We start from the raw sequence: 14,106 nt of genomic DNA on the forward strand, positions 1-14,106 counted from the left end.
TTTAAGATTTATCTGTTGCCATCATTTGCTCAACAAAATTCGTATAAACATCACCACTGAGAAACGCTGGGGTTTCTAAGATTTTTTGGTGGAAACTCAGCGTGGTAGCAACCCCAGTAATGGCACATTCACGCAGGGCGCGTTTCATGCGGCGAATTGCGGCATCTCGGTTAGGTGCCCAGACGATTAACTTGCCGATTAATGAGTCGTAATAGGGGGGGATTTCATAATCGGTGTATACATGGGAATCCATCCGCACGCCGGGTCCTCCGGGTGGCAGATAACCACTAATCCGCCCTGGTTGAGGACGGAAATTGCGTTCGGGATCTTCAGCATTAATCCGGCATTCAATCGCATGTCCCTTAAGCGTCACTTGGTCTTGAGTCAGTTTTAAGGGTTCGCCTTGGGCAATACGAATCTGTTCGGCAATTAAGTCCAATCCTGAGATCATCTCAGTGACGGGATGTTCGACTTGAATGCGGGTATTCATTTCCATAAAGTAAAAATTACCCATGGCATCCAGGAGAAACTCAATCGTACCCGCCCCAACGTAATTAATCGACTTGGCAGCCATGACGGCGGCGGTTCCCATTTTTTCTCGCAGTTCTGGGGTCAAGGCGGGACTGGGGGCTTCTTCTAAGAGTTTCTGGTGACGCCGTTGAATGGAACAATCTCGTTCTCCGAGATGAATGACGTTACCGTGAGTATCGGCAAGAATTTGAAACTCAATATGGCGGGGACGGACGATAAATTTTTCCAGATAAAGTCCTGGATTGCCAAAGGCGGCTTCGGCTTCCCCTTGGGCGGCTTGAAACAGGCGACTCATCGCACTCTCATCGGGAACTAAGCGCATCCCCCGTCCGCCACCACCGGCTGTAGCTTTAATCATCACCGGATAACCCATGTCTTTGGCAAGGGCTATGGCTTCACGTTCACTACTCAACAATCCCTCACTTCCCGGTACGGTGGGTACGCCTGCCCGTTGCATGGTTTCCTTGGCGGTGGATTTATCCCCCATCGCCCGCATTGCTTCGGGTGACGGACCGATAAAAGAGATTTGATGATCAGCGCAAATTTCGGCAAATCGGGCATTTTCTGCCAAAAAACCATAGCCGGGATGAATAGCGGTGGCGTTGCGCGTCAGGGCGGCGGCAATAATGTTGGGAATATTCAAGTAGCTTTTGCTACTGGGTGCTTCACCGATGCATATAGCTTCATCCGCCAGTTGTACATGTAGGGCGTGTTGATCGATGGTTGAGTGAACGGCAACGGTGGCAATTCCCATTTCTTCACAGGTTCGGAGAATCCGCAGGGCAATTTCCCCACGATTGGCAATTAAGATTTTGGCAAAGTCCATAAAACAGCTTGCTCTATATCCGTATTCAGCTAATAGGCGAGGAGCCTCACGTCATAATTTTCAATTTGACGTGAGAGGAATCACCATAATATAATGTAGTACAGTTTGTATTGCTTAAAGTGGGGTTGGGCGTCGCCTCACTATAAAACGCGAATCTCCTTTTGGAGAGGAGAAACCTACAGTATAATCTTTGCTTGACTGTAGGAGTACGTCACTAGGATAAGGGGGATTGTCACCAATGGTTGCATCCTTGGGAAATCCTGGGCGATGTCCCTAATGGGATTCATCAACAAAATTGTCGAGAAGTCGTAATTTTCTCACAAGTGTTGGTATAATTAGTTAGCCATGCGGATGTGGTGGAATTGGTAGACACGCACGCTTGAGGGGCGTGTGGCGTAAGCCTTGCGAGTTCGAGTCTCGCCATCCGCACTCCCTGGTGTATGACAGCATCGGGAAGTGATTCGCTTTGTTTGTGCAGGGTAGCCGGGGAAAAGAGGTGCGATCGCTTGCGTCTGGGTGCAGGGAAATTTTAGCCGATTAGGATTGAAAGCCACCCCACACCGCTTGTATAAATAAGTTTGTATAAATAAGTCATTTGACAAATCTTTAAGCTTTCTGGGGATTTCTAACATAGTAATGGCGTGGGTGGAAAAAATCCAAAACCTTTGATAAGGTTAGCGCCTGGAGAAAGATTGCTGGTAAGATCTCTAGTTAATTTCTGGACTCTGGCGCGATCGCACGATTATCCGGAAATGGCGGTATTGCCTTTGAAGATCAATACCCATCAATAGCCAGTAAGCGATGTAGCAATTTAACAATTTGTAATATAATAGTTGATAATACTCAACAAAATTGTTCGGTTGACAACAATAGAGAGGTGAAGTTTATGTCTACCAAAACATCATAGAAGCTGAGAGCCACCGTCTTTTAAGCGGTGGATGAAAGCGACTTGAAGGATTTATCCTTCTGTTTACGGATTAAGTCTACAAAATGGTGTATAAATAGTGTAGGAGGTGATGAACAAGTGTTAAGTCTGACCTACGAATACAAAGCAATCCCTACACAAGAACAAGTCCAAATGATTGAACACACGCTAACAGTGTGTCGTAAAGTTTGGAATTATGCCTTGCGTACACGTAAGGATTGGATAAATTCTCGTAAGTGTCAAGTTAATGCTTGTTCAATTACCTCTGAATACATCATGAGTGCAGATGCGCCTCGTCCCACTTATGCACAACAGTGTAAGTCACTGACCGCAGCCAAGGAAGAGTTTCCAGAACTCAAAAGCGTCAACGCTCAAGTGTTGCAGCAGGTGTTAAGGAAACTAGAGACAGCCTTCTTGGGCATGGGACGTAAGGGGATGGGATTTCCTCGATTTAAGAACAAGTACCGGATGCGGTCATTTGTTTATCCGCAACTAGGTAAGTCTCGGTTTTTGAGAGGAAATCAAATCAAGCTGCCTCAACTAGGGTGGCTTGAATATGTCAAGTCGCGAGAATTTCCAGATGGATTTACGGTCAAACAAGCACGTATTGTCCGCAAGGCGTCTGGATATTTTGTGATGTTGTCACTTGAATGCGACCTTGATGTACCAGACGTAATCCCTGATGGTCATCCAGTGGGTATTGACTTGGGACTCGACAAATTCGTGGCAACATCTGATGGAGATGTGATAGATAGACCCCGTTTCCTGAATTCACTGCACCGCAAGTTGAAATTACTGCAACGCAGACTGAAGCACAAGAAGAAAGGGACAAACAATCGTCACAAACTCAATCGAAAGATTGCACGACTACATCAACGAATCAGGGATACAAGGAAAGACTGGCACTTCAAATTAGCTCACAAACTGTGCGATGGTGCTGGGATGATATTTGTTGAGGATATCGACTTTCGAGTATGGGCAAAAGGACTATTCGGCAAACACACATTAGATGCTGGTTTTGGTCAGTTCTTGTCCATCTTGAAGTTTGTGTGCTGGAAACGTGGCGTGTATTTCGATAAGGTAGACAAGAATTACACGTCACAAGTTTGTCCTCAATGTGACGCACATACAGGCAAAAAAGAGCTCCACCAAAGAGTTCATTCTTGTCCTGAATGTGGATACACAACACATCGTGATGTAGCAGCAGCACAAATTGTCCGCAATCGTGGACTGTCTGAGGTGGGACGCATCTTGGACATTAAAGAAAATGCTTGTGGAGACGGTCTGACGGGGACGGGAAACCGTCTAGTTAAGAGTTCGAGAAGCAAGAACAAGGGTAGAGAGGCGCGACTTCAGTCCGCCTCGTAACATCCGTTAAGAATCCCCCTTCTTCAGATGGGGGAGTACGTCAAAGTTTATAAGGAGCCAAACTTCATGCTAATCGATCTAACCGATAATGTTTGGGTCAATACCCTGATCCCCAGTGCTAACCATGCGGCGTTGCGTTGCGGATTTGCTGGATATCCGGTGAATCCTCGTTGGAATGCTGCCAAGTTTAAGGCGTGGAAAACTGGGCGTCAGTGGCGAGATGCATTAGCACGAGGCGAAATGGCGGTGCGTTCTCATGATTCAATATTAGTTCCGGTTTGTGAGTTACACGAGGATGGATTAGATGAGAAAGAGGCGAATGCTTCAGACTCAAAGCCCATTGCATCTACAAATCATTCACGGTTTAAGTTTCCGTTGAGACCTAAACAAATATTAGCCGCATTCCATGCTGTCTGAAAAAGACAAATTTTTTATGCAGGATTTTCAGGGAAGAGACGCGATTAATCGCGTCTCTCATCGTATTTTACAAAAAACAAGATGCCTGTACTAGTAGATCCTAGCCTATGACAACAAGTATCTTAGAACGCAATCATATCAATATTCTTGGTAACGGCACGCAGACAATTATCTTTGCCCATGGTTTTGGTTCAGACCAAACCGCTTGGCGTCATCAAGTCGCCGCCTTTTCCCCTAACTATCGTATTGTCCTCTTTGACCATGTAGGCGCCGGAAAATCCGATTTTTCTGCCTATAGTCCCCATCGCTACAGTAGCCTCTATAGCTACGCCGAGGATTTGCTGGAAATCTGTCATGAGTTAAAACTTACCAACTGCATTCTCGTAGGTCACTCAGTCAGTGGTATGATTAGCTTGCTAGCCGCGCTAATCGATCCCTCGTGCTTCAGTCAGCTTATTTTTGTCGGTGCATCTCCTCGGTATCTCAACGATGTGGGATATGTGGGTGGGTTTGAGCAGTCCGACCTAGATGCACTCTATGGGGCGATGTCGGCAAACTACTATGCTTGGGTGAGTGGTTTTGCTTCCATGGTGATGGGAAACCCGGAACGTCCGGAACTAGCAACAGAATTTGCGAATACTCTGACGGCTATTCGTCCGGATATTGCCCAAGCCGTTGCCCGGGTTATTTTTCAGTCGGATCACCGGGAGGAGTTACCGCGCCTGAGAGTACCGACTCTGATTCTACAAGCTAGTGATGATATCGCTGTACCCCTGCAAGTGGGTCAGTATATGGCAGATAACATCCCTAAGAGTCAGCTAATCAATATAAATGCAAGGGGTCATTTGCCTCACCTGAGTGCGCCAGATACTGTAACCCAGTCAATCGCGGCTGCTGTTTGTTCTTAAGTTAAAGGGCGTTGATATAGGCGTCCTTTGTACCAGCCGCACTTTGGCGCTGACGACAAACTCTCCCTTGTCTACGACATCCTTCTTCACTTATTGTTGATGCTCATTATTGTCATTGGATCATCCTAATCAGCTTCCTACATTTAGACGATTTTTAATCGGACTATTGCTGATGCTGGTTGGTCTAGATACGCTTAATACCAGCAGGAGCTTGACATTGAGTTTAACATCGATTGCCTTTACTGTCATCGTTTTGTTTCCTATACCTGCTTGGATTCTGAGTCCCTTCACCGCAACAAAAATGGAGGGAGGGAATGAAGATGAGGGAGATACAAAAGTCAACTCAATACTCAATATTCAATACTCAAAACTTAGACAATCCCTAATCACCAATTCCCCATCACTTTCTATGCTAGGGTTGGTGGCGATAGTTGTCGGGCTGATTGGTAGTCAGTATCCAGATTTACGCCCTTGGCTGATAGGATTGGGTTTGGCAATTGGATGCGGTTTGCTAGTGCGTCGTTTCCTGTTAGAAATTGAATGGAAATTGGCAGCGGGTTCAGTACTCGCCGCGATCGCACAATCAGACATGAATACTCCTGATCAAATCATTGAGCAGGTTACACGCTTGTTGTACGAGTTATTCCTAGCCGACGCGGCGATCGCACTGCGTCAACTGGATCAGGTAACCGCCCAAGCCCTCGTCTGTTTTCCCCCTACAGCCCTACCCGATCAACTGACAACGCCTAAACTCTTTGCCGAAGCCCTAACCTATAAACGCACTCTATTCTATGGTAATTATCCGGCGACGCCCAAGGCAGTCCCTGTCCTTGTCGCCCAAGGTACACAGTCTCTGGCGGTACTCCCCCTGCGAAAGGAGCAAACGACACAGGAGCAAGGTGCTATCTTATTACTCTGGTATCGTCAAACTTCCCTGCCCTCATACCAGCGTCGCTTCCTGGATTTACTGCTCGCACAACTCCACACCCTCCTACGTCTGCAAACCACAACATTTCGCCTAGAACAGCTCAAAGCCCGCTACAATGCCATTCTAGAAATACCTCAGGGGGTAGTCTTTGTTGATGTCAGTGGGGGACAAGGCTGGCTGAATCCTGCCGGAGCAAAGCTTCTGGGGTTAGAACCGGGAGAAGCGGAACCGAGTGCGATCGCGCAGGCTATGGCAATCTTACGCAGCCGAATGGATAATCAGCAGGAAATTGCGACTCTGGCGGCACAGCTTTTTTCCCAACCGCAAGCAGAAATTCACGACTGGATCTGGAAGTTTAGTCAACCTCAACCGTTGGTACTGAGTGTATCAAGTCTGCCAACTGACGGTCAAGATATTCAAGGTCGCCTATGGTTATTTAATAATATCACTGAGAAATATTTTGCCCAACAGACATTAGCCGAACGTACCGCCCAACTGGAAATGGTGAATGAACAACTGGAAACAGTTAATGAAGCATTGCGATTTACTCAGTTTTCTGTGGATCGGGCAGCTGATGCAATTTTTTGGATTGGGCAAGATGGACGAATATTATATGTCAATTATGCCGCTTGTCGGTTGCTGGGATACCCCCTGAATGATTTGCTGTCGATGAAAATTCATGACATTGATGCTAATTTTACTGTTGAGAGTTGGTCAGCACACTGGCAGATCCTCAAACAATGTGGTTCCCTCTCTCTTGAATCTCATCATCGCAGCAAAAATGGTAAACTTTTCCCCGTAGAAGTGCGAATTAGTTATTTGGAATTTGATGGTAAGGAATACAACTGTGCCTTTGTCCGTGATATTACCGAACGTAAGCGATCTGAGAAGGCATTGCGTTGGGAACGAGAAAAGGCTGAGCGTTTATTGTTGAATATTTTACCCCAACCTATTGCCGAGCGATTAAAACAGGAAACTTGCCTCATTGCCGATCGCTTTGCAGATGTGACGATTTTATTTGCCGATATTGTTGGCTTTACTAATCTTTCGGCTCGAATGCCGCCCACACAATTGGTTTTTTTATTAAATCAGATTTTCTCCCGATTTGATCAATTAACTGAAAAGTATGGGTTAGAGAAGATTAAAACAATTGGCGATGCTTATATGATCGCCAGTGGTATTCCCACTCCTCGCAAAGATCATGCTGAAGCCATGCTCGAAATGGCATTAGATATGCAAGTCGAGATTGCTCGCTTTAACAAGTTTCAGGATGAAAATTTTTGTCTGCGGATTGGGATTAATAGTGGTCCTGTGGTTGCTGGAGTAATTGGCACTAAAAAATTCATTTATGATTTGTGGGGAGATGCGGTCAATACCGCCAGCCGCATGGAATCTCATGGTATTCCTGGTAAGATCCAGGTCACAGAAGCTACATACAAACTCTGTCAAGACAAGTTTTTATTTGAAAAGCGGGGTCAAATTCAGATTAAAGGCAAGGGGAAGATGACGACTTATCTATTTATCGGTCGTAAATAATTTAATACTTGTTCATTATTCTAGTTTCTTCTGTCGTATTAAGATGTTTCTATCCCTACACCCTACACCCTATCTCAGCCCAAAGACGCAGTGAGAAGTTAGGGCGGCTCCGGCGGTTTTGCTCTTAAGCTCATCCGCCAAGGTGAGGATACTGAGCTGCATTTAATTAAGATTTGTTATATAATTAGTAGTTTGGCGTAAATATATTGATTTTTTTTTAGTAATATCAAGAAGGCTAAATGTAGCAAAATAGGTAACGTTTGTCAATCCGCTAAAGTACAGAAAATAGTCCGAGAATTTGGCGGAAGCGAAAATATCGGGATTGAATAAAAATAAAAGTAATATGAATTAAGAGATGTAAATCCCTTTAGCAAATACGGAGAGACGAGGCTCATGTTCATGTCAACCCTGCTCTATCTGAATCACTACATCAGAATTGAGATGCCAAATCCAGACGTTGATAACACCATCTATGTGTCTATTTGCCGAGCTTCCGGAACCTATGATCCGGATGAGTGCGAACCTCATGTAACGGATTACCAACTCAGTGGGAAGTCCCCCGATCCAAACAATTGGATTAAAGAAGCCATGGATAGCGCGATCGCAACATTGGATAAAGCCGGGGTGAAATACTACAACCCAAAGTCTTTAACGGCGTATCCTACCTGTAGTCAACGAGTCGCTTAAGCCAACACCGCCGACTCCATCTGGTATCGTTTAGCCAGAAAAAATATCATAAGTTATTCTAGTCCTGTGACAATTGTCACCCTTGAGAAAATTTTTTGATTAGTCTCCTCAGAAGCGCTTTCACGCGGCAGGTTGTGCAAGGGCAGGTTTTTTATGCCATATTTCCGATCTCCTGGATAAGAGCGTCTAAACCCGCCTCTACAAGGGTTTCTTCCACTCATTTATTCATCAATGATCAGGAAATCATCGAAAATATATTACAATAAAATACAAACCGTATTATAAGAGTGCAAAATGGTTATCAGCGCTCAACTTGATTATGGCAGCATCTCCAACGCAGACAACGCTGAACAACTTGGGGAACTGCTGACGCAATGTTTCGCTAGTTCCCCTAACGATTGGCAAGTTTACCTAAATCGTATCGGTCAAGATAATTTCCGTTTAATCCGTCAAGGGGAAAAGATTGTTGGCGGTTTAGCCATTTACACCATGGGACAATGGTATGGGGGTCAGTCGATACCCATGGCAGGAATTGCCGCCGTGGGAATTGCTCCAGAGTATCGGGGTACAGGTGCGGCTTACACACTGATGCAATGCACACTCCAAGAGCTTCATCAGCAAGGTGTACCCATTTCCACCCTCTACCCTGCTACCCAAGTTCTCTATCGCAAAGTGGGATATGAACAAGCGGGGATTCGGTGTAATTGGCACATCCCAACCGAGACGATTCAATGGCGCGATCGCACTTTACCCATGTCCAGGGTCAAACCTATACGCTACGAGGTTTTTCAGGATCTGTATTCTCAACAGGCACAAACCACTAACGGTAATTTAAATCGAAATCCAGCGATTTGGCAAAACCTGCTTGAAGCGCAAACTGATCAGTCCGTTTATGCTTATCTTATCGGTGAACAATCCCAACCGGAAGGCTATGTTATCTGTACCCAATCTCAAGAAGCCGATAACTTATTGCTCAATATTCAAGATTGGGCATTCCTTACCCCAGCCGCCGCACGGCGTTTTTGGACATTCTGCGCGGATCATCGTTCTCAGGTGAGGCAAGTACGCTGGTACAGTTCTTTGATTGATAGTTTAATGTTACCCTTACCGGAACAAACGGCTCAAATTCGTGATCAAAAACGCTGGATGCTGCGTATTCTTGATGTTTCTAAAGCCTTGGAAAAACGAGGATATCCTTTGCCGATTGAAACTGAATTACATTTACAGGTTCAAGATGAATTATTTCCCGCAAATAATGGTAACTTTATCTTGAGTGTTTCCCAAGGACGAGGAAAGGTCACGCCGGGAGGAACTGGTGAATTCCGCTTGCATGTAAGGGCGTTGGCTTCTCTATTTACCAGTTTATTGACTCCTGAACAACTGCGACAGATGGGTTATTTAGATAGTACATCGGCAGCGTTGTCAAGAGCAACTTGGCTATTTTCTGGTTCATTGCCTTGGATGCCGGATTTCTTTTAACCCATTACTTGATTCATGTCACTCCATCAAACTTCTGGTCGCTGGCGCTTGGGATTAGTGCTATGTTTAATCACTGTATTGATGTGGGGTATTCTCCCCCTAGCGCTAACCATAACCCTTCAGGTGTTGGATGTTTATACAATCACCTGGTTTCGTTTTCTTATGGCTTTTGGATTGCTGGCGCTTTATTTAACTACAAGACAACAGTTTCCCTCATTACCGCAACTGCGTTCAGCGTCTCTGGGACTATTAGCGATCGCGACTCTATTTTTAGGGATCAATTATCTGCTATTTTTGCAAGGGTTGGGGCAAACTTCTCCCACAAATGCCCAAGTGCTGATTCAGTTAGCACCCATGTTTTTGGGTTTGGGCGCTTTAGTGGTTTTCAAAGAACGCTATACTCTGCGTCAATGGATTGGTGTGGGTATTCTGGTGTTGGGATTTACCCTATTTTTTCATGATCGACTCCAGACGTTACTCACCTCACGCTCTACCTATCTATTCGGTAATATGATTATTGTCTTAGCTGCTGTGACTTGGGCGATTTACGCTTTGGCACAGAAACAGCTTTTGCATAAATTACCCTCTACTACGATAATGCTGGTAATTTATGGCGTCTGTGCTTTATTGTTCACGCCGCTAACGACACCCCAATCCATCCTCAGTTTGAGTCCTTTACACCTGAGTTTACTGCTCTTTTGTGGGTTAAATACCCTGATTGCTTATGGTGCATTTGCAGAAGCCTTGGAACATTGGCAAGCCTCGCGAGTGAGTGCGGTATTAGCACTGACGCCGTTGGTAACATTAAGTTCAGTTTGGATGGCTTCGCGCTTTGTCCCCAGATGGGTTGAACCGGAACAGTGGACAGGCTTAGGGCTTTTGGGGGCTATGTTAGTGGTTTCGGGTTCGATTGCGATCGCATTAGGGCGTCGATCACCTTGAATACAGATTCAACTCGTACCCAACAGATACAGCACCAAGACTTTTAAATAAGGGCGGGTTTTGTTGTTCATTTATCGGTGACAAGTAGTTTGAGTGGCTAAACCCGCCCCTACAATTGACTTTTACCTATTCTCCAACTAATTCACTCGTTGTATATTAGTTCGCTTAGGGTCAAGAATTTTTTGCCCCAAACTGGGAAACTTAACCGCAATACTAATTTTCTTGCCCGAACCGAAAACATGAGTTACTTCTCCGATACCAAAGGTATCATGACTCAGTAAATCTCCTTTTTTCCACTCTTTAGATTTTACCGTTGAACCTGATGATTTTGACGAATTTTCAGTTGAGGCTGAAGGAGTTTTCTGTTTCACCTGCACCAAGGTACTGCGAATTAAGTCTTCGGGTAACTCATCCAAAAATTGAGACCGAACCGCAGGTTCACGATACCCATAGAGACGGCGTTCACGGGCGTGGGAAAGAAATAACTGTTCTTGGGCGCGAGTAATCCCGACATAACAGAGGCGGCGTTCTTCCTCTAAGGCAATAGGATCATCGATAGTACGGCTATGGGGAAAAAGTCCTTGTTCTAAACCAACCAGAAACACAACCGGAAACTCTAATCCTTTAGCCGAGTGTAGCGTCATTAAAGATACCGCTTGTTGTCCGTCTTCCAGATTATCTAAATCAGACGCCAGAGACGCATTTGCCAGAAACCCTTCTAGGCTGGGATCTGCATTTTCTTCTTGGAATTGAACAACAGCATTATAGAGTTCATTGATATTTTCCAATCGGTTTTCAGCTTCGTCTGTGCCTTGGTTTTTCAAGTCATCAATATATCCCGATTCCTCCATAATAAACTTGATGATTTCTACAGCTTCTAAGTTTTCCGTATTGTCTTGGCACTGCTGAATCAATTGGGCAAACTTATTTACAGCTTTAGCAGAACGTCCAGCAATTGTATTTACCGAGGTTTCATCCCGGATAATTTCCCAGAGGGGAATGTTTAATTGTTGAGCTGCAACCACTAAATTATCAATCGTGGCTTTACCAATACCCCGGCGCGGTGTGTTTATAATCCGCAATAAACTGACTGTATCGCTGGGATTGGCAATGGTTCTTAGATAAGCCAAGGCGTCTTTAATCTCTTTGCGATCGTAGAACTTCAATCCCCCGATAATCACATAAGGAACTCGACCTCGCAGCGCATCTTCTAAGGGGCGAGATTGTGCATTCGTCCGATAAAGGATGGCAAAACTGCCCCAGTTCAGTTCGGGGTTTTGTTGATTCAGTTTCAGAATTTGTTGGAGAACAAAATGAGCCTCTTCTAACTCATCTTCGGCGTGATGGCAGTAAATTTCTTCCCCTAAACCGCGTGTGGGTCTGAGAATTTTGTCAATTCGCTGGGTATTCTGTTCAATTAAATAGTTAGCCGCTTGGAGAATATTTTCTCGTGAACGATAGTTTTCCTCTAATTTAACCATGGTGCGGGTTGTTTCATCAGGCAACCCATCGCCAAAGTCTTGCTGAAATCCTAATAAGATGGTAAAATCTGCCATCCTAAAGGAATAAATTGAGTTATGGACTAGCACACGATTAGCTATATAAGTATGAGCTACATCGACTTCTAAGTCATACACATCTCCCTCATACTCATCTTGCCAAACTTGCTCAATTTCCACCTCTGTTAAGGTATCATCCACCTCGACTAGCACTCTCATTCCGGGGTGGAGATGAGATAAAGGCATAAAATAATAACTTGTGCCACTGATTAATGCTTTGCGTTGGATTTCCAGTTGACCTGCATCCGCAATAGAATGCGCCATACTCACCGCTTCTTTGTATGAAACTCTCGCCGTTTCAACCCGATACCCTCGGCTATTTTTCCCAGAACGAATACGAAAGCCAGCCGCTTCTAAGTTTGTCGCAATATCACTACGATTAGAACACCATTGGATACGATGATAGTTAGCAGATTTTTGTCGCTCTAACCGAGGTGTACCAAACATAACCAGATTTAATGTCTGTCGTCGCAAACCATTCTGAGGACGGTAGTGAGGAAAATCTGGATGCAGCCAGAGATCTTGCATTAATCGGTGAGCATTGGTGATAGTATCAATTTCTTGGTATAGGCGAAAAATCCACTCATCATTCAGACGCATACGCCGACCTTTACCATGAAAGACTAGCGTTGGCAACCCATATTTAGCTGCATAATAGGCTTCATAGTAAGCCGCTTCTTCATAAGAAGTCGTGGTTTTTAGTACCCAAAGCTTATCCCCATTTTCTTGTGCGATACGAACTTTAAAGCCGAGTTCATCGCATCGATAATCGTTGTGACGTAGACTTTTAGTGATGCCAACGCGATAGCCGCGATCTGATCTGTACATCAGATACACATAATAATGCCCTTCAATGGGTGTCATTCTGGCAAGAACAATATGATGAGGTGTTCCACTTAATACCTGTTGACCCGCACGAATCGACCAGAGAGAACCACAAAAGTATCCTTTTTTGATATGAGTGACTTGATGGGGGTAAAGTTGTTTTTGACCAGTCGGCGATAGAACCTTGTCTCCTACTTTCAAGGTTTCAATGGGTTTCTCGCCTGCGGGGGTTAAAACCTTGGTTCCGGGAGGAAAACACTGATCAGCATCACCGACAACAAATACGGAGCGATCGCGCCAATTCCATTGTTCTTTTTCAGTTTCGCCGTTTGTGGTTAATAGGTGTATCAGTTCGTACTGGATACGGTTGGTGTCTTGATATTCATCCACTAAAATATGGCAAAATTGATTATACCAATATCCGAGGACTGATTCGTTTTGTTGGAAGAGTTTAACGGGGACTAAAATCAGATCATCGAAGTCCAGGGCATTGTTCGCCGCTAACTGGTCTTGATAATGGTGATAAACTTCGGCATAGACTCGCCCTTTATAACCCGCCTGCTCTTTTTCAAAGTCTTGGGGCGATAAGCCTAAGTTTTTGGCGTTGCTAATCGCGTAGCGAATGGTACGGGGGTTAAATTTTTTATCGTCTAGATTTAATTGTTTAGTGACGATGGTTTTCACCAGAGTTTGGGCATCTGATTCGTCAAAGATAGAAAAATTACGCTTCCATTGGTGTCCTTTTTCATCTTGATATTTGTTGATATCATAGCGGAGAATCCGAGCAAACAAGCTGTGAAACGTACCAATCCACAAGGGTTTGATGTATTTTTTATAGACCTGCGATCGCAACTGGGTTTGTTCAACTTCTGGGAGTAAGTCTAAACGCTGACCCCGCTTTTGAATAGCAAGTTGCTGGGCGAATAGGGTTTCAATCCGGGATTTCATCTCCCGTGCGGCTTTGTTGGTGAAGGTAACCGCTAAAATGTTTCCGGGATCGACCTTATGGGTAAGAATCAAATTCGCGATGCGGTAGGTTAGCGCCCTCGTCTTACCCGAACCCGCCCCCGCCACAACCAGCAAGGGACCGCAGAAATGTTCGACAGCGCGACGTTGAGAGGGATTGAGGTGCGTCAGGAAGTCAGTCGATTGAGTCATGGCTAGCTGAGGCAGGA

At 45.0% G+C, this 14,106-nt stretch carries 9 protein-coding genes and 1 tRNA gene; 8 read left to right on the forward strand and 2 right to left on the reverse strand.

Annotation, left to right across the window (positions count from 1 at the left end; all coding sequences use genetic code 11):
• Position 1: 1 nt before the first annotated feature.
• Complete coding sequence (gene accC, locus ACLGGO_RS08210) at positions 2-1,357, reverse strand: acetyl-CoA carboxylase biotin carboxylase subunit (protein ID WP_446335558.1); 1,356 nt, start codon at positions 1,355-1,357, stop codon at positions 2-4.
• A gap of 347 nt (positions 1,358-1,704) precedes the next feature.
• On the opposite strand from accC, the gene ACLGGO_RS08215 reads away from it, so the two are divergent.
• From ACLGGO_RS08215 to ACLGGO_RS08250, 8 genes are all read left to right on the forward strand, one after another.
• Positions 1,705-1,786, forward strand: a tRNA-Leu gene (locus ACLGGO_RS08215).
• 595 nt (positions 1,787-2,381) lie between these two features.
• Entirely contained in the window at positions 2,382-3,650 is a 1,269-nt protein-coding gene (locus ACLGGO_RS08220) for an RNA-guided endonuclease InsQ/TnpB family protein (protein WP_446418928.1), read from the forward strand.
• Between the two features lie 66 nt (positions 3,651-3,716).
• The gene (locus ACLGGO_RS08225) at positions 3,717-4,067 is read left to right on the forward strand and encodes a hypothetical protein (protein WP_446418929.1); all 351 of its coding nucleotides are present in this window, start codon (positions 3,717-3,719) and stop codon (positions 4,065-4,067) included.
• A 107-nt stretch (positions 4,068-4,174) separates the two neighbouring features.
• A complete protein-coding gene (locus tag ACLGGO_RS08230) occupies positions 4,175-4,975 on the forward strand; it encodes an alpha/beta fold hydrolase (protein ID WP_446336479.1) in 801 nt (266 codons plus the stop codon).
• A 217-nt stretch (positions 4,976-5,192) separates the two neighbouring features.
• Positions 5,193-7,439, forward strand: a complete 2,247-nt coding sequence (locus tag ACLGGO_RS08235) for an adenylate/guanylate cyclase domain-containing protein (RefSeq protein ID WP_446418930.1) — start codon at positions 5,193-5,195, stop codon at positions 7,437-7,439.
• 393 nt (positions 7,440-7,832) lie between these two features.
• Entirely contained in the window at positions 7,833-8,126 is a 294-nt protein-coding gene (locus ACLGGO_RS08240; protein ID WP_446357048.1) for a hypothetical protein, read from the forward strand.
• Between the two features lie 294 nt (positions 8,127-8,420).
• Positions 8,421-9,605, forward strand: coding sequence for a GNAT family N-acetyltransferase (locus ACLGGO_RS08245; RefSeq protein WP_446418931.1), 1,185 nt, complete (start codon positions 8,421-8,423; stop codon positions 9,603-9,605).
• A gap of 15 nt (positions 9,606-9,620) precedes the next feature.
• Entirely contained in the window at positions 9,621-10,547 is a 927-nt protein-coding gene (locus ACLGGO_RS08250; protein WP_446418932.1) for a DMT family transporter, read from the forward strand.
• A gap of 137 nt (positions 10,548-10,684) precedes the next feature.
• Here the strand turns inward: ACLGGO_RS08250 and ACLGGO_RS08255 are convergent, their stop codons facing one another.
• Complete coding sequence (locus tag ACLGGO_RS08255; RefSeq protein ID WP_446418933.1) at positions 10,685-14,089, reverse strand: UvrD-helicase domain-containing protein; 3,405 nt, start codon at positions 14,087-14,089, stop codon at positions 10,685-10,687.
• Positions 14,090-14,106 lie beyond the last annotated feature (17 nt).

Source organism: Coleofasciculus sp. (genome assembly GCF_046565525.1).
Taxonomy (GTDB): domain Bacteria; phylum Cyanobacteriota; class Cyanobacteriia; order Cyanobacteriales; family Coleofasciculaceae; genus Coleofasciculus.

What these genes read in the sequence shown, in the direction of transcription:
- accC (WP_446335558.1), bottom strand. Translation starts at nt 1,357, where the DNA reads ATGGACTTTGCCAAAATCTTAATTGCCAATCGTGGGGAAATTGCCCTG.
- ACLGGO_RS08225 (WP_446418929.1), top strand. Translation starts at nt 3,717, where the DNA reads ATGCTAATCGATCTAACCGATAATGTTTGGGTCAATACCCTGATCCCC.
- ACLGGO_RS08230 (WP_446336479.1), top strand. Translation starts at nt 4,175, where the DNA reads ATGACAACAAGTATCTTAGAACGCAATCATATCAATATTCTTGGTAAC.
- ACLGGO_RS08240 (WP_446357048.1), top strand. Translation starts at nt 7,833, where the DNA reads ATGTTCATGTCAACCCTGCTCTATCTGAATCACTACATCAGAATTGAG.
- ACLGGO_RS08245 (WP_446418931.1), top strand. Translation starts at nt 8,421, where the DNA reads ATGGTTATCAGCGCTCAACTTGATTATGGCAGCATCTCCAACGCAGAC.
- ACLGGO_RS08250 (WP_446418932.1), top strand. Translation starts at nt 9,621, where the DNA reads ATGTCACTCCATCAAACTTCTGGTCGCTGGCGCTTGGGATTAGTGCTA.
- ACLGGO_RS08255 (WP_446418933.1), bottom strand. Translation starts at nt 14,089, where the DNA reads ATGACTCAATCGACTGACTTCCTGACGCACCTCAATCCCTCTCAACGT.